Genomic DNA, 18008 nt, shown 5'->3' with positions numbered 1-18008 from the left:
ATTCAAGCATAGTAATAATATAAAGCGTATTGGAGAGGGTAGCCAAACGCGAAACAAATAAGGGTACATATTACATGTCGAATAGTTTGAAAAGAACGCTTTTGACGGCTGTGGTTGTGGTCAGTTCACTGAACGTGAATGCCACTGACATGCCGATGCCCAAGCCAGAGCAAGCCAGTATGCATGTTAAAACACTTGTTTTAGGGTCTGGTTGTTTTTGGGGGGCAGAGAAACGGTATGAAGCAATGCGCGGCGTCATTGACGCTGAGTCAGGGTATGCAGATGGCACGGGTTTCAAAGCCAGCTATCAAGAGATCATTAAACACAGCCGGCGCTTTGATGAACGTAATTTTGCTGAAGTAGTAAAAGTCACATATAACGCAAATATTTTGACTACCGATACTTTATTACAGCGCTATTTTGAAAGTCATGACCCAACGCAAAAGAATCGCCAAGGTAATGATATTGGTACGCAATACCGTTCTACTATTTTATTCAGTGAACAAACCCAGCGGGATATTGCTGTTGATTTAAAAGCGCAGTATCAAATACTGTTATCAGCGAAAGGTTATGGCGACATTAAAACCATTATAAAGCCGCTAAAAAAGTTTTATCCGGCTGAAGAGTATCATCAGAATTACCTTGTTAAAAATCCTAATGGGTATTGCCCAGATCATTCAACAGGCGTTGTTTTCAAACCAGTAAATACACAAGAGAAAAACAATGATGTTTTATTATCTGGTAAGCACATTGTTGTTATCGATTCGAAAAACTATTGCCCATACTGTGAAAAGCTAAAAAAGACAGTTCTCAATGATTACCAAGGCGATGTCCGCTTACATTTTAGGTATGCAGATGAACTACATAACTTAGAAATAAAGTCAGCAACATGGGCAACCCCAACAATTTTATTTGTTGAAAATGGTAAAGAAGTATTTGGTCATCAAGGGTTTATGGATAAAACTCGCTTTTACAAAGCATTAGGTGCTTTTAAACTAGGAGACAGTGAAGCGTACTCAGTCGCGTTTCAAAAGGGAACACAACGTCCATTTTGCAAAGAATACGATATTTTCAAAAACACACCAGAAGGGGTATTTATTGATAAGTTAAGTGGTTCATCGTTGTTTGATACCAAAGATCGTTTTAATTCAGGTACTGGTTGGCTATCGTTTAAATATCCAGTTAAGGGCAGTGTGACTTATCATGAAGATACAAGTTTTGGTATGACGCGCACGGAAATACGTTCGAAATCAAGCGGAATTCATTTGGGGCATGTATTTGCAAATGAAGGGCCAAATGGTACAGACCGTTATTGCATAAATGCAACAGTGTTAGATTTTGTTGCCGCCCAATGAGCGGTTTCTAGCGGTGCTTCTCTCTTCGCTATGTGACTTTTTTACGTTGGTTCTTCACCAATTAAAAGCAGTTAGGGCTCGATACTAAAGATAAAAAAAACCCCTCTAACGAGGGGTTTTGGGTAACTCAGTGCCTAAGCACTGGGAATGAGGTCGGTACATTTTAAACTACTATGTAATATGTCAATTAATCCGTAAACTGCATTTCTGGGATGTCACCTTCAACGATGAGCTTACCAGCTGTTTTACTAATGATTTCGTCAACACTTACATTTGGCGCACGTTCTAATAAATAAAACGCGCCATCTTTCACTTCAAGTACGGCTAAATCAGTCACTATTTTCTTAACGCAATTCACTCCAGTTAAGGGAAGTGTACATGCTTCTAGTAACTTAGAGTCGCCGTGCTTACTGGCATGGGTCATTGTCACAATAATATTTTGTGCGCCTGCAACAAGGTCCATTGCACCCCCCATGCCTTTGATTAACTTTTTCGGGATCATCCAAGACGCAATATTGCCTTGTTGATCTACTTCAAATGCACCTAGAACCGTTAAGTCTACATGACCACCACGTATCATGGCAAAACTTTCAGCACTATTAAAAATAGCCGCACCTGTCGCAGCTGTCACGGTTTCTTTACCCGCATTGATCATATCTGCGTCAACTTGGTCTTCACTTGGGTACGGTCCCATACCTAAAAGCCCGTTTTCTGACTGCAACATAACTTCGATACCGACAGGCACAAAATTAGCGACTAGGGTAGGAATTCCAATTCCTAGATTGACGTAGTAGCCATCTTTCAACTCTTGCGCAACACGCATTGCAACTTGTTCACGTGATAAAGCCATTTTAATTCTCCTTACTTACTCGTCGTGACACGTTCAATGCGTTTTTCAAAGTTACCTTTAATTACGCGATTTACATAGATACCAGGGGTATGAATTTCACTTGGTTGTAATTCACCGGGTTCAACAATTTCTTCAACTTCAACCACGGTCATTTTACCTGCAGTGGCCGCCATTGGATTGAAGTTCATGGCTGTATGGCGAAATACCAAGTTACCATAACGATCGGCTTTCCAAGCTTTGATAATCGCAAACTCGCCGGTTATTGATTCTTCAAGGATGTATGGGCGACCATTAAATTCTTTGACTTCTTTACCCTCAGCAACCGGAGTGCCATAGCCAGTAGCTGTATAAAAACCTGGAATACCGGCTCCGCCTGCACGCATTTTCTCGGCCAAGGTTCCTTGTGGGGTAAGTTCCACGTCAATAATGCCGTCAAGCAATTGTTGTTCAAACAAAGCATTCTCGCCAACATATGATGCAACAATTTTTTTAATTTGACGATCGTGCAGTAAAATACCCAAACCAAAATCATCAACGCCGCAGTTATTTGACACAACAGTAAGTTCTTTGGTTTGCTTGCGTTTAATTTCATTAATTAAACCTTCAGGGATCCCACACAGTCCAAAACCGCCTGCAATGATGGTATCACCATCTTTGATGCCTTCCATCGCTTCGGCGTAGCTTGTCACTACTTTATCGAAACCGGCCATTAGCCCACTCCTCATTGTTGTTTTATCTTCAGTGTGACACACATACTAAAATTAGCATTAGTGTGTATCAACACTGGGTTGTTATTACGATGCGCATTTTGCTTGTAATGCTAAAGAAACCTTACTTACAGGTGACTTATTGAGTGCGTCACAAATTGCCCATCCAGCTTTTGCTAGCCTTTCTAAATCAATTTGGGGGTCAATGCCAAGCCCTTGCAGTAAGTAAATTACATCCTCTGTGGCAACATTTCCTGACGCACCTTGTGCATAAGGACACCCACCTAAACCTGCAACAGCACTATCGATGGTGGCAATACCTAATTCAAGGGCACTGTGAATGTTCGCTAAAGCTTGGCCATAAGTATCGTGAAAGTGCACGGCCAGCTTGTCTATGGGGATATGTTGCAGCAATAAAGAAATCACTGATTTAACCTTGTTTGGGGTACCCACGCCGACAGTATCACCTAAGCTAATTTCATAGCACCCAAGAGCCAACAATTGTTTACAAACCTTTAAAACAGCTTCAGGCTCAATATCGCCTTCATAAGGGCATCCAAGCACACAACTTACATAACCACGCACTTTGATCCCATGTTGTTGTGCTAGTTGGACCACATCTTTAAAGCGCTCAATGCTTTGCTCAATAGAGCAGTTAATGTTTTTTTGTGTGAATGTTTCGCTTGCTGCAGTGAATATTGCAAACTCTTTAACATTAGCTGAGAGTGCGGCTTGTGCTCCTCGCAAATTCGGTGTTAATGCACTTAGCACGACATCTGGAGCAACAGACACGCCGTTAATGACATCCAGAGAGTCAGCCATTTGCGGTACCCATTTTGGCGATACAAACGCACCAGCTTCAATATGTTTGAGCCCTGCGACACTCAATGTGTTGATGAGTTGTATTTTATCTTCGCTTGAAACAGTTGATTCATTTTGTAGTCCGTCTCGTGGGCCTACTTCTACAATTTTTACGTGTGCTGGATATGGCATCACTTAACCCTCCACAGCGTCAACAATGGCAAGCATTGCACCATGACTTACAAGTTCGCCTTCATCAAAACAATAACTACTCAGTATCCCTGTAAAAGGTGCATTCAGAGTGTATTCCATTTTCATGGCTTCGATGATAACTACAGGATCGCCTTTTGCAACTTGGCTACCCACTTTTTGTAAATGTTTTACAACGGTCCCATTAAGAGGTGCGGCTAAAGGTGCTGCTTCATGTTCGTGCTCACTAATAAAATGCTTAGATTTGAGCTCAAATCGGTGTGCAATCGCACCATACATCACCGTAATTGCATCCTCGGAAATCAATACGCTGGCAGTATATTGCTTACCATTAATTTGCGCAGTTAGCTGATTATTTAGCAAAGTTGCTGAGCCGGCTAATATGTCATCATCGATATGCAATGTATGATGTGAGTCGTTAAGCGTTACGGAGACATTATGCTCAGTAAAGGGGACCTTCATACTATTACGTTGATTCAATCTAAATGCAGTTTCTGACTGCCACGGTGTTGCTGCATTACTTGCATTTTTATGTTTTGTGTAGGCTAGTGCAGCTAGCGCAAGCAACTCAGTTTCGGGCAATTCCTGTTGTGTGAGTGTGTCAGTTTGACTGTCTATAAAGTGTGTATCTGGTGCGCCAGCTGTAAATGTTGGATGACCCGATAAATGATGTAAAAATGCAATGTTACTTTTCACGCCAGCCAAATGAACTTCTTCTAAAGCGTGATGCAATTTAAGTAATGCGATGGAACGATCGGGTGCATGAACGATGAGTTTGGCAATCATAGGATCATAGAATGAACTAATTTCACTGCCAGCCACGACACCTGTATCAACTCGCAGACCCTCATTTAATTGTGGAAAAGTCAAATGTGTTAAGGTGCCGGAGTAGGGCATAAAGTTTTCAGTTGGATCTTCAGCGTAAATACGCGCTTCAAAACTATGGCCAGTTAAAGTCACTTGCTCTTGTTGTAGTGGTAATGCTTGATTGTTGGCAACGCGAATTTGCCATTCGACTAAATCGAGGCCAGTCACCATTTCTGTTACTGGGTGTTCTACTTGCAAACGAGTGTTCATTTCCATGAAGAAGAATTCGTCGCCACACAGCAGAAATTCGACTGTTCCAGCACCTCGGTAATTGATTGCTTGGGCACATCGTACCGCGGCTTCTCCCATTGCTTGACGTAATTCATCACTCAAACCGGGCGCAGGCGCTTCTTCAATGACTTTCTGGTGACGACGTTGTAAAGAACAATCTCTGTCTCCAAGGTATACACAGTTACCGTGATTGTCAGCAAACACTTGTACTTCAACGTGACGTGGGGTGTCTACATAACGTTCAAGTAACACCAAGTCATTACCAAACCCAGCAAGTGCCTCACGTTGTGCTCCCTCTAATGCACTAATAAATTCTTGGGCTTGTCGAACCACGCGCATGCCCTTACCACCTCCACCGTAGGCGGCTTTAATTAAAACAGGGTAGCCAATTTTATTTGCTTCACTGGCTAAAAAATCGGTGGCTTGTTTTTGGCCGTAATAGCCGGGCACTAACGGTACATTGGCTTGTGCCATAATCTCTTTGGCACGGGTTTTAGAACCCATAGCTTCAATAGAGCTTGCTAATGGACCAATAAACACAATGCCAGCCTGTTCGCACGCATTCGCAAATTGATCATTCTCTGATAAGAAACCATATCCTGGGTGAATGCAGTCTGCGTTTGCTTGTTTAGCAACATCGAGTATTTTTTCAGCCACTAAATAAGAATCTTTACTTGGAGCTGGGCCGATATGATATGCCTCATCGGCAGAGCGTACATGAAGTGCATTTTCGTCGGCATCGGAATACACCGCTACGGTTTTTAAACCAAGACGTTTCGCTGTTTTTATAATTCTACATGCGATTTCGCCTCGGTTGGCGATAAGGATTTTTTTAAGCATGGTGATCCCTTACTGTTTAGCGGCGTGTTGCCAGTTTGGCGCACGCTTATCAAAAAAAGCGCTGAGGCCTTCTTGCCCTTCAGGGCTAACTCTTATTTGTGCGATACGCTGAGCGGTATGATGAATGAGCGTCTCGTCAATCGGATTACCTGCCACTTCATTGATAAGTGTCTTGGCAGAGCGAACTGCACTTGGGCCATTATTTAACAGAAGCTCTATGAACTTAGCTTGGCTATGGACTAAGTCATCGCTAATTTCGTGTATAAGTCCTAGATCAAGAGCTGTATTTGCCGTGAATACTTCAGCTGTGAGGAAGTAACGTCTGGCTTGGCGCTCACCAATTGCTTTAATCACATAAGGGCTAATAACAGCTGGGATCAAGCCAAGCTTTACTTCGCTTAGACAGAATTTCGCGTTTTCAGTAGCGACCGCAATGTCGCAGCAAGCAATTAACCCAAGTGCGCCACCAAATGCTGCGCCTTGCACAAGACAAAGCGTTGGGTGTGGGCAATTCGCCAATACCGACATAAGTTTTGCAAGCTGCTTTGAATCCGCCACGTTTTCATCAAAGTTATTGCCAGCCATTGATTTCATCCAACCAAGGTCAGCACCAGCAGAAAAGTGTTTTCCGTCAGTTTTTAAGACTAAAGCACGAATATCTAACGAGTTCGCATGCTCAATACACTTAATGAGCTCGGCTATCACAGCATCATCGAACGCATTATGTTTTTCAGGGCGACTTAATTCTAAAATCGCCACTTTTGTTTTTGTTATGGTTAAAGTGACAGACATAGTGTGCTCCCGTTACATTCTGAAAATACCGAACTTAGATTCTTTGCTTGGCGCGTTAGCCGCAGCATCGAGTGCCAAACCTAACACAGTGCGTGTATCGGCAGGGTCGATAATGCCATCGTCCCACAAGCGTGCACTGGCGTAATAAGGATGGCCTTGTTTTTCGTACTGCTCGATAATGGGTTTTTTAAACTCAGCAACTTCATGGTCGTTCATACTTTGACCTTTACGGGCTAAACCATCTTGGCGAACTTGAGTTAGTACGCCAGCCGCTTGTTCGCCACCCATGACTGAAATACGGGCATTGGGCCACATCCACATCATCGTTGGCTCGTAAGCTCTGCCACACATACCATAGTTACCAGCGCCATACGATCCCCCGATCAATACCGTGAATTTTGGCACATCTGCACAAGATACCGCAGTTACCATTTTAGCACCGTGTTTGGCGATACCTTCAGCCTCATATTTTTGACCTACCATGAACCCAGTGATGTTTTGCAAAAATAGCAGGGGGATATCGCGTTGTGCACATAGCTGAATAAAGTGGGCGCCTTTTTGTGCTGACTCCGAAAATAAAATACCGTTGTTTGCGACGATGCCAACAGGGTGCCCGTATATTTGCGCGAAGCCAGTGACGAGGGTTTCTCCAAAATAACGTTTAAATTCATCAAATTGTGAATCATCAACTACGCGTGCAATGACTTCTCGTACATCAAATGGTTTTTTCAGGTCAGTACCAACTATGCCGTATACCTCGCGAATATCATAGCGAGGCGGTTTCACATCTTTCAAAATGGGCTTTGTTGGTCGCTGGTGGTTAGTACGTTGGATACATTGACGTGCAATCGAAAGTGCATGCTCATCATTTTCTGCATAATGATCTGCCACACCAGAAGTTTTACAATGCACATCAGCGCCACCTAAATCTTCCGCGCTGACTTCTTCGCCGGTGGCCGCTTTTACTAAAGGTGGGCCCGCTAAGAAGATGGTCCCTTGTTCTTTTACGATAATACTTTCATCAGCCATTGCCGGTACATATGCGCCACCAGCTGTACATAGGCCCATAACCACTGCAATTTGTGGGATCCCTTTTGCTGACATACGTGCTTGATTATAGAAAATTCGGCCGAAATGTAACTTGTCTGGGAATACCTCATCTTGTTCGGGTAAATTTGCACCACCTGAGTCAACCAAATAAATACAGGGTAAGTGACAACGTTCGGCGATTTCTTGTGCACGTAAATGTTTTTTCACTGTTATTGGAAAATAGGTTCCGCCTTTTACAGTCGCATCGTTGGCGACAATCATACATTCGACGCCTTTAACTCGACCGATACCAGCCACAACGCCTGCACATGGAATATCTTGCTCGTACACGCCAAAGGCTGCGAATTGGGAAATCTCTAAAAATGGCGAACCTTCATCAATAAGTGTATCAATTCGGTCGCGTACAAATAACTTACCACGACCTTGGTGGCGTGCAATAAGGGCATCACCACCACCTTGAGAAAGAATGCTGACTTTGTCGTTTAAATCTTTAACCAGCGATGCCATCGCATCGCTGTTCGCTTTAAACTGACTGTCGTGGGGATTAACAGAAGAGTTAAGTACAGTCATAATTATATCCTTAACGGCTTTCAGTGAATAATTCGCGACCAATTAGCATGCGGCGAATTTCAGATGTCCCGGCCCCAATTTCGTATAATTTAGCATCGCGTAGTAACCGGCCTGTTGCATATTCATTGATATACCCATTTCCACCGAGAATTTGTATGGCATCGAGTGCCATTTTTGTCGCAAGCTCTGCGGCATATAAAATTGCACCCGCAGCGTCTTTACGAGTGGTTTCGCCACGATCACATGAGCGTGCAACGGTATATACATATGAACGCGCTGCATTCATTTGTGTATACATATCAGCGACCTTGCCTTGAATAAGCTGAAACTCACCAATTGATTTATTAAATTGCTTACGCTCGTGAATGTAAGGCGTGACGATATCCATACAGGCTTGCATAATGCCTAATGGGCCGGCAGCTAATACCACGCGTTCGTAATCTAGGCCACTCATAAGCACCTTTACGCCTTCGTTTAAGCCTCCTAAAATATTTTCTTCAGGCACTTCACAATCTTCAAAAACTAACTCACAGGTGTTTGAGCCACGCATGCCCAATTTATCAAGCTTTTGCGCAGTTGAGAAACCGGGGAAATCTTTTTCTACTAAGAATGCGGTAATGCCTTTTGAGCCGGCGTCTAAGTCTGTTTTTGCATATATCACCAATACATCTGCATCAGGTCCATTGGTGATCCACATCTTATTACCATTGAGGATATATTTATCGCCTTTCTTTTGTGCTTTCAATTTCATTGAAACAACATCTGAACCGGCGTTAGGTTCACTCATCGCCAATGCGCCAATGTGCTCACCACTGATTAGCTTAGGTAAGTATTTACGTTTTTGTGCATTGTTACCATTACGATTAATTTGGTTCACACAGAGATTCGAATGCGCGCCGTAACTAAGACCAATTGATGCACTCGCTCGGCTGATCTCTTCCATTGCAATAACATGCTCAAGATAACCCATACCTGCACCACCGAATTCTTCAGGCACGGTGATACCTAACAGTCCCATTTCGCCAAACTGAGGCCAAAGCTGATTTGGGAAGCTGTTGTCTAAGTCTGTTTTCTCAGCCAAGGGGGCAATTTCAGCGGTAGCAAAGCCATTCACATGATCGCGGATCATGTCCGCAGTTTCGCCTAATCCAAAATTCATTTCTTTGTATAAAGATACGGTGCTCATAATAATAATCCTGTGAGAGTTATTCTTCTAAATTACCTAAGGTATCGCGGCAGCGACGTTCTGCGGTCACTAATTCCATCAATACAACTTTTATATCGTCCATCTGTTGACTTAAATCGGCTTTTTTCTCTTCAATTAAATTCAACATGGTAACTAACTGTTTTGCGCTAGACTTATCTGCGTCGTATAGCTCAAATAAACGACCTGTTTCGGCTAGCGTAAATCCTAAACGTTTGCCACGCAGAATGAGCTTGAGACGAACTTTGTCACGTTTGGAATAAATTCGAGTCTGTCCATGGCGTTCAGGAGAAAGTAATCCTTGATCTTCATAAAAGCGAATACTTCGCGTGGTAATGTCAAATTCCTTAGCTAAATCACTAATAGAAAAAGTAGGTTCGTTATTGTTATCTTGCATGGTGTTTACACATTTACTTCTGTGACTGATTAGACCAATATAAGTGAAGTTTACGTAAAGGTAAAGCTGAACATTTAAATCATACTTTGGTAGCAGTTGTAAATAGCCATTCTAGATATGAAAAGCGAGGCTGTAATAAGGAAATTACGTGTTTGGCAAGGATTGTGTGCAGCATAACTTTACAAATTAGGCCAACGAAGTTTGTTTGATTTTAGATTTACGTTGGCGTAAACGTAAATATTATGTATGCTCGAAACATAAAATTTATTGTTCAAGCTAAATCGCTTGTGAATAGGAGCAAAAAATGAGTAATGATGCTGTTGTCATCGTAGCCGCAAAACGCACCCCTATGGGTGGCTTTATGGGCGCTTTATCTGGTGCAAGTGCCACCGAACTGGGCGCAACTGCGATTAAAAGTGTGATGTCTGAAACGGGTTTGTCAGATGCATCTATTGATGAAGTTATCATGGGATGTGTACTGCCAGCAGGATTAGGCCAAGCACCAGCACGTCAAGCAATGTTGCACGGCGGACTTGCGCGTTCAACAGGCGCAACAACAATCAACAAAGTGTGTGGCTCAGGTTTAAAAGCAGCCATGCTAGCTCATGATTTAATTAAAGCTGGCAGCATTTCCTCTGCAATTGCCGGTGGCATGGAGAGCATGACAAATTCACCGTATTTTATCCCGAAGGCCCGTGGTGGCATGCGCATGGGACATGGTGAAATTAAAGATCACATGATGTCAGATGGCTTAGAAGATGCCTACGATAATAAAGCGATGGGCTGTTTTGCGCAAGATACCGCTGACCAATATGGTATTACGCGTGAGCATATGGATGAATTTGCATTGGGTTCATTAAGTAAAGCCAACGCAGCAATTGAAAACGGTAGCTTTAGCGCGGAAGTTGCAGCGCACATCATTAGCACTCGCAAAGGCGACGTTGAAATTAGCATTGATGAGCAACCAGGCAATGCACGCCCTGACAAGATCCCAAGCTTACGCCCTGCATTTAAAAAAGACGGCACCATTACCGCGGCGAATTCATCATCCATTTCGGATGGTGCAGCGGCATTAATTTTAATGAGTGAGTCAGAAGCCCAACGTCAAGGTTTAACGCCTTTGTGTAAAATTGCGGCACATGCAACACATTCACAAGCACCTGAAGAATTTACATTAGCCCCCGTTGGTGCAATGAATACGTTACTTGAACGCACCGGCTGGAGCAAAACAGACGTCGACCTTTGGGAAATTAACGAAGCGTTTGCGATGGTTACTATGCTTGCTATCAATGAAATGGGCTTAGACACCAACAAAGTAAACGTGAATGGCGGTGCATGTGCACTGGGTCACCCAATTGGCGCAAGTGGTGCACGTATCTTAGTGACACTTATTCACGCACTACGTAATAGAGGCTTATCAAAAGGTATTGCTTCTTTGTGTATTGGTGGCGGTGAGGCGGTTGCATTGGCAGTCGAAGTGTAACGTTTACTTGACATTAATTTAAAAAATTCGGGCATCGAATAACTGGTATAAAAAATATTACTAACCAGCGGTGCCTTATCTCATTTACTCTGGGGAGGAGTGCGTCATGCACCAAGTACCTTTATACATCAACGGCGAATTTTCACAATCATCATCTGACACTTGGATTGACGTAGTTAACCCTGCCAATCAAGAAGTATTGGCAAAAGTTCCGTGTGCTACCGAGGCGGAAGTTCAAGCAGCAATTACTTCAGCACAGGAAACCTTTAAAACATGGAAAGAAGTGCCTATTTCGGAACGTGCGCGGGTGATGATGCGTTATGCTGCGTTACTTAAAGAGCATCATGATGAAATAGCGACGATTATTTGTCATGAGTTAGGCAAAACTTTTGAAGATGCCAAAGGTGACGTATGGCGTGGTATTGAAGTTGTAGAACAAGCTGCAAATGCACCTTCTATGATGATGGGTGAAACTGTTGGTAACGTTGCACGTAATATTGATACCTACTCTTATATGCAACCATTGGGTGTGTGTGCAGGTATTACCCCATTTAATTTCCCAGCAATGATCCCATTGTGGATGTTTCCGCTTGCAATCGTGTGTGGTAACACGTTTATTTTAAAACCATCAGAACAAGATCCACTCACGCCGATGCGTTTGGTTGAACTGTTTGAAGAGGCGGGAGCACCTAAAGGGGTACTTCAAGTTGTACATGGTACCAAAGCGCAAGTAGATCAAATTTTAGAAGCACCAGAAGTACGCGCTATTTCATTTGTTGGGTCGTGTGGTGTAGGTCAATATATTTACTCAAAAGGCACGCAAAACTTAAAACGTGTTCAAGCATGTGTAGGCGCTAAAAATCATATGGTGATCATGCCAGACTCTAAAAAAGAGCAGCTGATCAATAATTTGGTAGGTTCGTCTGTTGGCGCTGCAGGGCAACGTTGTATGGGTATTTCAGTAGCGGTCTTTGTGGGTGATTCTAAAGAGTGGGTTGCTGATTTAAAAGAAGCGTTTACCAAAGTACGCCCAGGTGTGTGGAATGATCCTGAAGCTGCATATGGTCCACAAACAACCGGCGCGGCAAAAGCACGTATTTTATCTCTCATTGAGGGGGCAAAACAACAAGGTGCGACGTGTTTACTTGACGGTTCAGATTTTACCGTCGAAGGCTATGAAAATGGCAACTGGGTTGGTCCAACTTTATTTACTGATGTAACACCTGAGATGGACTTATATAAAGAAGAAATATTTGGTCCTGTGCTCGCGTGTATGTTTGTAGATACATTAGAAGAAGCGATCGAACTGATCAACAATAGCCCATATGGTAACGGTACCTCATTATTTACATCAAGTGGTGCAGCAGCACGTAAGTTCCAGCATCATATTGAAGTTGGTCAAGTGGGTATCAATGTACCGATCCCTGTGCCATTGCCATTTTTCTCATTCACCGGTTGGAAAGGGTCTTTCTATGGTGACCAACATACCTATGGCAAACAAGGTGTACGTTTTTACACTGAAACTAAAACCATAACATCTCGCTGGTTTGAAGATGGCGCTGTATCTGGTCCGAATATGAGTATTAACCTTAAATAATTTATTTAGTTATCAAACAAGTAACCACATAGAGTTGCAGAAACTAAGTAGTAGCCTAACCTGATTTCAGGTTAGCGCATCAATAATTAAAACAATCAAGCCTACGTTAGGTGGGCTTGCATTAGACAACAAAAGAGGTCTCTATGGACTTTAATCTGAACGAAGATCAACAGGCATTCGCCGAAACCGCCCACCAATTTGCAATGAGTGAACTCGCACCCAATGCAGCATTATGGGATCGTGAACATATATTTCCAAAAGAAGTTATCAAAAAAGCCGGCGAACTGGGCTTTTGTGGTTTATACACCCCTGAAGAGGCCGGTGGTTTAGGCTTATCACGTTTAGACTCTAGTATTATTTTTGAACAACTGGCTATGGGCTGTACCGCCACAACGGCGATGCTAACCATTCATAATATGGCAACTTGGATGATTGCCAGTTTCGGCACTGATACCGTAAAAGACACTTTCATTGACCAATTAGTAATGGGTGAGTTACTGGCATCATATTGTTTGACAGAACCAGGAGCTGGTTCAGATGCGGCATCACTTAAAACTAAAGCAGTGTTAGACGGTGATGAATACGTACTCAATGGTTCAAAAATGTTTATCTCAGGTGCGGGCGAAACCGATGTGTTGGTGGTAATGGCTCGCACTGGTGAAGCCGGTCCTAAAGGCATTTCTGCATTTTTAGTACCTGCTGATGCAGCTGGTGTTGAATATGGTAAAGCCGAAGAGAAAATGGGCTGGAATGCGCAACCTACTCGATTAGTTAGCTTTGAAAATGTACGTATTCCTGCGAGCTATTTACTCGGTCAAGAAGGGGAAGGGTTTACATTCGCTATGCAAGGCTTAGATGGTGGGCGTATCAATATTGCGACCTGTTCCATTGGTACTGCACAACAAGCATTGAATACGGCAAAAGAATATATGCAAGAACGAGAGCAGTTCGGTAAGCCGTTAGCAGCATTTCAAGCATTGCAATTTAAAATCGCTGATATGAATACCGAGCTTGTCGCTGCGCGTCAAATGGTACGTTTGGCAGCCTTTAAGTTAGACACTAATGATAGTGAAAAAACCACATACTGTGCCATGGCAAAACGCTTTGCAACTGATGTTGGCTTTAAAGTGTGTGATGATGCATTACAGATCCATGGTGGTTATGGTTATATAAAAGAATACCCACTAGAGCGACACGTACGTGATGTTCGTGTACACCAAATTCTCGAAGGTACTAATGAAATCATGCGTGTCATTATAGCACGTCGAATTTTAGCCCAAGGCGCCGCGAGCGTATTGTAAGGAGTTCCCATGACAGCACAACTTAAACTTGAAAAGCAAGGTAATACAGCCGTAATCACGATGAGCAACCCCCCAGCGAACACTTGGACTCGTGACACATTAGTGGGCTTAAAAGAACTGGTTATAGATCTTAATCAAGACAAAAATATTTACGCGCTGGTTATTACAGGTGAAGGTGAGAAGTTTTTCTCAGCAGGCGCTGATTTAAATGTGTTTGCAAGTGGTGACAAAGGTGTTGCGGCGGATATGTCTCGTGTATTCGGCGAAGCTTTTGAAACTTTGAGTGACTTTAGAGGGGTATCGATTGCCGCGATTAACGGATTTGCAATGGGTGGTGGTTTAGAAGTCGCACTGGCATGTGATATTCGCATTGGTGAAGAGCAAGCACAAATGGCATTGCCAGAAGCGAAAGTGGGCTTATTACCTTGTGCAGGTGGCACACAAAACCTGTCGTGGTTAGTAGGTGAAGGCTGGGCAAAACGCATGATTTTATGTGGCGAGCGCCTTAAAGCAGACAAAGCACTTGAGATAGGGTTATTAGAAGAAGTTGTGGCGACAGGTACGTCTTTAGAAGCTGCCATTGCTTTGGCTACCAAAGTAGCTGATCAGAGCCCTGTTGCTGTGACAGCATGTAAAGCATTGATCCAAAAAGGGCGTACAGGGACCATTAATAGTGCGTTACCGTTAGAACGAGAGTTATTTGTTACTTTATTTGATACGCAAGATCAAAAAGAAGGCGTTAATGCATTTTTAGAAAAGCGTAAAGCAAATTGGGTGAATGGCTAATGGCAAAGCTGCAGTTATTAAACCAAGCTGATGCGCCCGTTGTATTTGAACTCGCGCAAAGCGACAACGGTATGCAAGTGGCCTTCGCGACGCTGAACGTACCGAAAGCTTTAAATGCACTTAATTTAGACATGATCCGTTTGTTAGCGAAGCAATTAGATGTTTGGGCACAAGATGACCAAATAGCTATGGTTGTTATGAAAGGCGAAGGAGAGAAAGCATTCTGCGCCGGCGGTGATGTGGTGAGCCTTTATAATGCAATGGCTGCCAATGATAAAAATACTTACATTGAAACATTTTTCAGCGAAGAGTACCGCTTAGATTACCAAATTCATACTTATGAAAAGCCAATTTTATTGTGGGGCAATGGCATCACCATGGGTGGTGGATTAGGCTTAATGGCTGGCGCAAGTCATAGGGTAGTGACTGAAACAGCACGCATTGCAATGCCGGAGATCACCATAGGCTTATACCCAGATGTCGGCGGTAGCTACTTTTTGAATAAGATGCCAGAAGGCGTTGGGCTATTTTTAGGACTAACAGGTGCATCGATTAATGCTGCTGATGCACAATTTGTTGGTTTGGCAGATCACTTTATTGATGCTGAAAAGTATGGTGAGTTATTGGCTGGCTTATTGGGAGTGGAGTGGGGGATAACTACCAGTTCAAACCATAACATGCTAACAAATATGCTAACCGAATTGACTAATATTTCAGGTGAGCCTCCAAAAAGTGAGATTCAGGCGAATATAGAGCAAATTTCGCACGTGAATAATTGTCATGATCTGCAAGCGCAAGTTGACTATATTTTATCAATTCCAAGCGATGATAATAAATGGTTAAGTCGAGCGCAAAAGTCGTTAAAACATGGCTCACCATTAAGTGCGGTGTTGGTGAGTGAGCAGCTCAAGCTTGGTAAAGGCAAATCTTTAAAAGAATGTTTTTTACTTGAGCTGGGTATGTCTGTACAAGCGGGTGAAGCGGGTGAGTTTCAAGAAGGAGTTCGCGCATTACTCATTGATAAAGATGGTGCGCCACAATGGCAGTTTGATGCAATAAGTTCAGTATCAGATGAGACTGTATCAGCATTTACGAGCGCGCGTTGGAGTGACGACGCACACCCGTTAGCAAATATGTAGGGAGCAGAACAACATGGCAAAGATTGGATTTATTGGCTTAGGAAACATGGGTGGCCCAATGGCCTGCAATTTAGTAAAAGCAGGACATACGGTAATGGTATTTGATTTAAGTGATGATGCAATGGCACATCTTGCGGAGCAAGGTGCGTCCACAGCAAGTGATGTAACACAGGTATGTGATGGTGCAGATTATGTGATCAGTATGTTGCCTGCCGGCAAGCATGTGCGCGCTATTTATTGTGGTGAGAATGGGTTAATTAATCATTTAAGCACCGACACACTGGTTATCGATTGTTCAACCATAGACGCGGAGTCTGCGCAGTTTGTAGGTAAGGCACTGGGTGATGCTGACGTGAGTTTTGTTGATGCACCAGTGTCGGGCGGAGTCGCAGGTGCTGCGGCTGGGACACTGACCTTTATTGTTGGTGGTAGCCAAAACGATTTTGATGGCGCCAATAAAGTGCTCCCTGATATGGGTAAAAATATTTTTCATGCGGGTGAAATTGGCGCGGGTCAAGTCGCGAAGATCTGTAATAATATGCTGCTAAGTATATTAATGGCAGGGACCAGTGAAGCATTGCAGATGGGGATTGATCATGGTTTAGACCCCAAAGTACTGAGTGAGATCATGCTCAACAGTTCTGGTCGAAATTGGACATTAGAATTATATAATCCATGTCCAGATGTACTTGAGAATGCCCCGAGCTCTAATGATTATAAGCCGGGCTTTATGGTTGACTTAATGGCTAAAGACTTAGGCTTAGCACAGCAAGCTGCACAACAGACCAATTCGGCAACGCCGATGGGCGCACTTGCGAAGAATTTGTACAACTTGATGCAAAATCAAGGCAAAGGCTCAGAAGATTTTAGCGCGATTTTTAAACTTTTTAGCGAAAAATAAGATTCATTATGGATATTAAAGACAAAACGGTAGTGATCACAGGTGGTGCGCAAGGCTTAGGGTTTGCGATGGCCACACAAATGGCTGAGCTGGGCGCAAATTTGGCACTGATCGATATGCAAGAAGACGTTTTGGCGTCGGCATCCGCTGAGTTAAGCAAGTTAGGTACAACAGTTAGCACTTACGTAGCTAATGTCAGTGTTGAAGCAGATGTTGAAAACGTATTTAACTGTATAGCTGATGACTTTGGTCGCATTGATGTGTTAATCAATAATGCAGGCATTTTACGTGATGGTTTATTACTTAAAGCTAAAGAAGGCAAGATTATTGATAAAATGTCTTTATCGCAATTTCAATCAGTGATTGATGTGAACTTGACGGGTGTTTTCTTGTGTGGTAGAGAAGCGGCAGTGAAAATGGTTGAAGGTGGTGAAGGTGGTGTGATCGTTAATATGTCGAGTGTGGCACGTGCCGGTAACATGGGCCAAACTAACTATTCTGCCGCTAAAACTGGTGTAGTTGCATTGACTACAACGTGGGCAAAAGAGCTAGGTCGTTTTGGTATACGTGTAGGCGCAATTGCACCTGGTGTTATTCGTACGCAAATGACTGATGCGATGAAACCAGAAGCGAAAGAGCGACTGGTTAAAATGAAGCCTGTCGGTCGACTTGGTGAAGCGCAAGAAATTGCCCATACAGCAAAGTACATTATTGAAAATGACTTTTTCACAGGCCGTGTGATAGAAATAGATGGCGGTATTCGCTTATAGATGACTCGCAGTGTTACCGAGTGGCCTTTTAACAAAAAAGCATAGTGCAGACTATGCTTTTTTGCTTTCACAAGAGTATGTTTTTATAAACACGTTTATAGTGTCATAAGCCCTTGCTATGGTGATATTACTGAAGTGTATTATTGAGGTTCTAATG

Annotated in this window: 16 protein-coding genes; 8 read left to right on the top strand and 8 right to left on the bottom strand. The window is 43.1% G+C overall.

The annotated features are described in order from the left end of the window. The first annotated feature begins 74 nt into the window (after positions 1 to 74). On the top strand, positions 75 to 1355 hold the full coding sequence (msrA, locus tag J8L97_RS10855) for a peptide-methionine (S)-S-oxide reductase MsrA (RefSeq protein ID WP_211049601.1): 1281 nt from the start codon (positions 75 to 77) through the stop codon (positions 1353 to 1355). A gap of 187 nt (positions 1356 to 1542) precedes the next feature. Here msrA and J8L97_RS10850 read toward each other — a convergent pair whose 3' ends face one another. The 8 genes from J8L97_RS10850 to J8L97_RS10815 all read right to left on the bottom strand — a co-directional run bounded on the left by J8L97_RS10850 (position 1543) and on the right by J8L97_RS10815 (position 9874). Then, a complete protein-coding gene (locus J8L97_RS10850; RefSeq protein WP_211049598.1) occupies positions 1543 to 2205 on the bottom strand; it encodes a 3-oxoacid CoA-transferase subunit B in 663 nt (220 codons plus the stop codon). 11 nt (positions 2206 to 2216) lie between these two features. Continuing rightward, positions 2217 to 2915, bottom strand: a complete 699-nt coding sequence (locus J8L97_RS10845) for a CoA transferase subunit A (protein WP_192507720.1) — start codon at positions 2913 to 2915, stop codon at positions 2217 to 2219. A gap of 84 nt (positions 2916 to 2999) precedes the next feature. Further along, on the bottom strand, positions 3000 to 3905 hold the full coding sequence (locus J8L97_RS10840; protein ID WP_211049688.1) for a hydroxymethylglutaryl-CoA lyase: 906 nt from the start codon (positions 3903 to 3905) through the stop codon (positions 3000 to 3002). A gap of 3 nt (positions 3906 to 3908) precedes the next feature. Next, positions 3909 to 5861 carry an acetyl/propionyl/methylcrotonyl-CoA carboxylase subunit alpha gene (locus J8L97_RS10835; protein WP_211049595.1) on the bottom strand — a complete coding sequence of 651 codons (1953 nt, stop codon included), beginning with the start codon at positions 5859 to 5861 and terminating at the stop codon, positions 3909 to 3911. A 9-nt stretch (positions 5862 to 5870) separates the two neighbouring features. Continuing rightward, the gene (locus tag J8L97_RS10830) at positions 5871 to 6653 is read right to left on the bottom strand and encodes an enoyl-CoA hydratase/isomerase family protein (protein WP_211049592.1); all 783 of its coding nucleotides are present in this window, start codon (positions 6651 to 6653) and stop codon (positions 5871 to 5873) included. Positions 6654 to 6665: 12 nt separating this feature from the next. Further along, positions 6666 to 8273 (bottom strand): carboxyl transferase domain-containing protein, encoded by a 1608-nt coding sequence (locus J8L97_RS10825; RefSeq protein WP_211049590.1) that lies wholly within the window; start codon positions 8271 to 8273, stop codon positions 6666 to 6668. A gap of 10 nt (positions 8274 to 8283) precedes the next feature. Next, entirely contained in the window at positions 8284 to 9459 is a 1176-nt protein-coding gene (locus J8L97_RS10820; protein WP_211049587.1) for an isovaleryl-CoA dehydrogenase, read from the bottom strand. A gap of 19 nt (positions 9460 to 9478) precedes the next feature. Next, positions 9479 to 9874: a MerR family transcriptional regulator gene (locus tag J8L97_RS10815; RefSeq protein WP_010363179.1), complete on the bottom strand. Its 396-nt coding sequence runs from the start codon at positions 9872 to 9874 to the stop codon at positions 9479 to 9481. Between the two features lie 304 nt (positions 9875 to 10178). On the opposite strand from J8L97_RS10815, the gene J8L97_RS10810 reads away from it, so the two are divergent. From J8L97_RS10810 to J8L97_RS10780, 7 genes are all read left to right on the top strand, one after another. Next, positions 10179 to 11357, top strand: a complete 1179-nt coding sequence (locus J8L97_RS10810) for an acetyl-CoA C-acyltransferase (RefSeq protein ID WP_192507714.1) — start codon at positions 10179 to 10181, stop codon at positions 11355 to 11357. A gap of 106 nt (positions 11358 to 11463) precedes the next feature. Beyond that, positions 11464 to 12954 carry a CoA-acylating methylmalonate-semialdehyde dehydrogenase gene (locus J8L97_RS10805; protein ID WP_192507713.1) on the top strand — a complete coding sequence of 497 codons (1491 nt, stop codon included), beginning with the start codon at positions 11464 to 11466 and terminating at the stop codon, positions 12952 to 12954. Between the two features lie 143 nt (positions 12955 to 13097). Continuing rightward, on the top strand, positions 13098 to 14255 hold the full coding sequence (locus J8L97_RS10800; protein ID WP_210997192.1) for an acyl-CoA dehydrogenase family protein: 1158 nt from the start codon (positions 13098 to 13100) through the stop codon (positions 14253 to 14255). Between the two features lie 9 nt (positions 14256 to 14264). After that, entirely contained in the window at positions 14265 to 15041 is a 777-nt protein-coding gene (locus J8L97_RS10795; RefSeq protein WP_211049585.1) for an enoyl-CoA hydratase, read from the top strand. Continuing rightward, positions 15041 to 16180, top strand: coding sequence for an enoyl-CoA hydratase/isomerase family protein (locus J8L97_RS10790; RefSeq protein WP_211049582.1), 1140 nt, complete (start codon positions 15041 to 15043; stop codon positions 16178 to 16180). Before J8L97_RS10795 ends, J8L97_RS10790 begins: the two co-directional genes overlap by 1 nt. A gap of 13 nt (positions 16181 to 16193) precedes the next feature. Continuing rightward, positions 16194 to 17081, top strand: coding sequence for a 3-hydroxyisobutyrate dehydrogenase (mmsB, locus tag J8L97_RS10785; protein WP_211049579.1), 888 nt, complete (start codon positions 16194 to 16196; stop codon positions 17079 to 17081). 8 nt (positions 17082 to 17089) lie between these two features. After that, positions 17090 to 17851, top strand: a complete 762-nt coding sequence (locus tag J8L97_RS10780; protein ID WP_211049576.1) for an SDR family oxidoreductase — start codon at positions 17090 to 17092, stop codon at positions 17849 to 17851. Positions 17852 to 18008 lie beyond the last annotated feature (157 nt).

The sequence above is a fragment of the Pseudoalteromonas sp. MMG012 genome (assembly GCF_018100875.1).
GTDB classification, from domain to species: domain Bacteria; phylum Pseudomonadota; class Gammaproteobacteria; order Enterobacterales; family Alteromonadaceae; genus Pseudoalteromonas; species Pseudoalteromonas aurantia.
Note: the sequence above shows the minus strand (reverse complement) of the source record. Positions and strands in the feature narration are given on the sequence as shown.

Bases quoted from the DNA above. Each gene is read 5' to 3' on its own strand.
- J8L97_RS10795 (WP_211049585.1), top strand. From the start codon at position 14,265: ATGACAGCACAACTTAAACTTGAAAAGCAAGGTAATACAGCCGTAATC.
- mmsB (WP_211049579.1), top strand. From the start codon at position 16,194: ATGGCAAAGATTGGATTTATTGGCTTAGGAAACATGGGTGGCCCAATG.
- J8L97_RS10845 (WP_192507720.1), bottom strand. From the start codon at position 2,915: ATGGCCGGTTTCGATAAAGTAGTGACAAGCTACGCCGAAGCGATGGAA.
- J8L97_RS10835 (WP_211049595.1), bottom strand. From the start codon at position 5,861: ATGCTTAAAAAAATCCTTATCGCCAACCGAGGCGAAATCGCATGTAGA.
- J8L97_RS10780 (WP_211049576.1), top strand. From the start codon at position 17,090: ATGGATATTAAAGACAAAACGGTAGTGATCACAGGTGGTGCGCAAGGC.
- J8L97_RS10800 (WP_210997192.1), top strand. From the start codon at position 13,098: ATGGACTTTAATCTGAACGAAGATCAACAGGCATTCGCCGAAACCGCC.
- J8L97_RS10850 (WP_211049598.1), bottom strand. From the start codon at position 2,205: ATGGCTTTATCACGTGAACAAGTTGCAATGCGTGTTGCGCAAGAGTTG.
- msrA (WP_211049601.1), top strand. From the start codon at position 75: ATGTCGAATAGTTTGAAAAGAACGCTTTTGACGGCTGTGGTTGTGGTC.
- J8L97_RS10840 (WP_211049688.1), bottom strand. From the start codon at position 3,905: ATGCCATATCCAGCACACGTAAAAATTGTAGAAGTAGGCCCACGAGAC.
- J8L97_RS10810 (WP_192507714.1), top strand. From the start codon at position 10,179: ATGAGTAATGATGCTGTTGTCATCGTAGCCGCAAAACGCACCCCTATG.
- J8L97_RS10790 (WP_211049582.1), top strand. From the start codon at position 15,041: ATGGCAAAGCTGCAGTTATTAAACCAAGCTGATGCGCCCGTTGTATTT.
- J8L97_RS10820 (WP_211049587.1), bottom strand. From the start codon at position 9,459: ATGAGCACCGTATCTTTATACAAAGAAATGAATTTTGGATTAGGCGAA.
- J8L97_RS10825 (WP_211049590.1), bottom strand. From the start codon at position 8,273: ATGACTGTACTTAACTCTTCTGTTAATCCCCACGACAGTCAGTTTAAA.
- J8L97_RS10805 (WP_192507713.1), top strand. From the start codon at position 11,464: ATGCACCAAGTACCTTTATACATCAACGGCGAATTTTCACAATCATCA.
- J8L97_RS10830 (WP_211049592.1), bottom strand. From the start codon at position 6,653: ATGTCTGTCACTTTAACCATAACAAAAACAAAAGTGGCGATTTTAGAA.
- J8L97_RS10815 (WP_010363179.1), bottom strand. From the start codon at position 9,874: ATGCAAGATAACAATAACGAACCTACTTTTTCTATTAGTGATTTAGCT.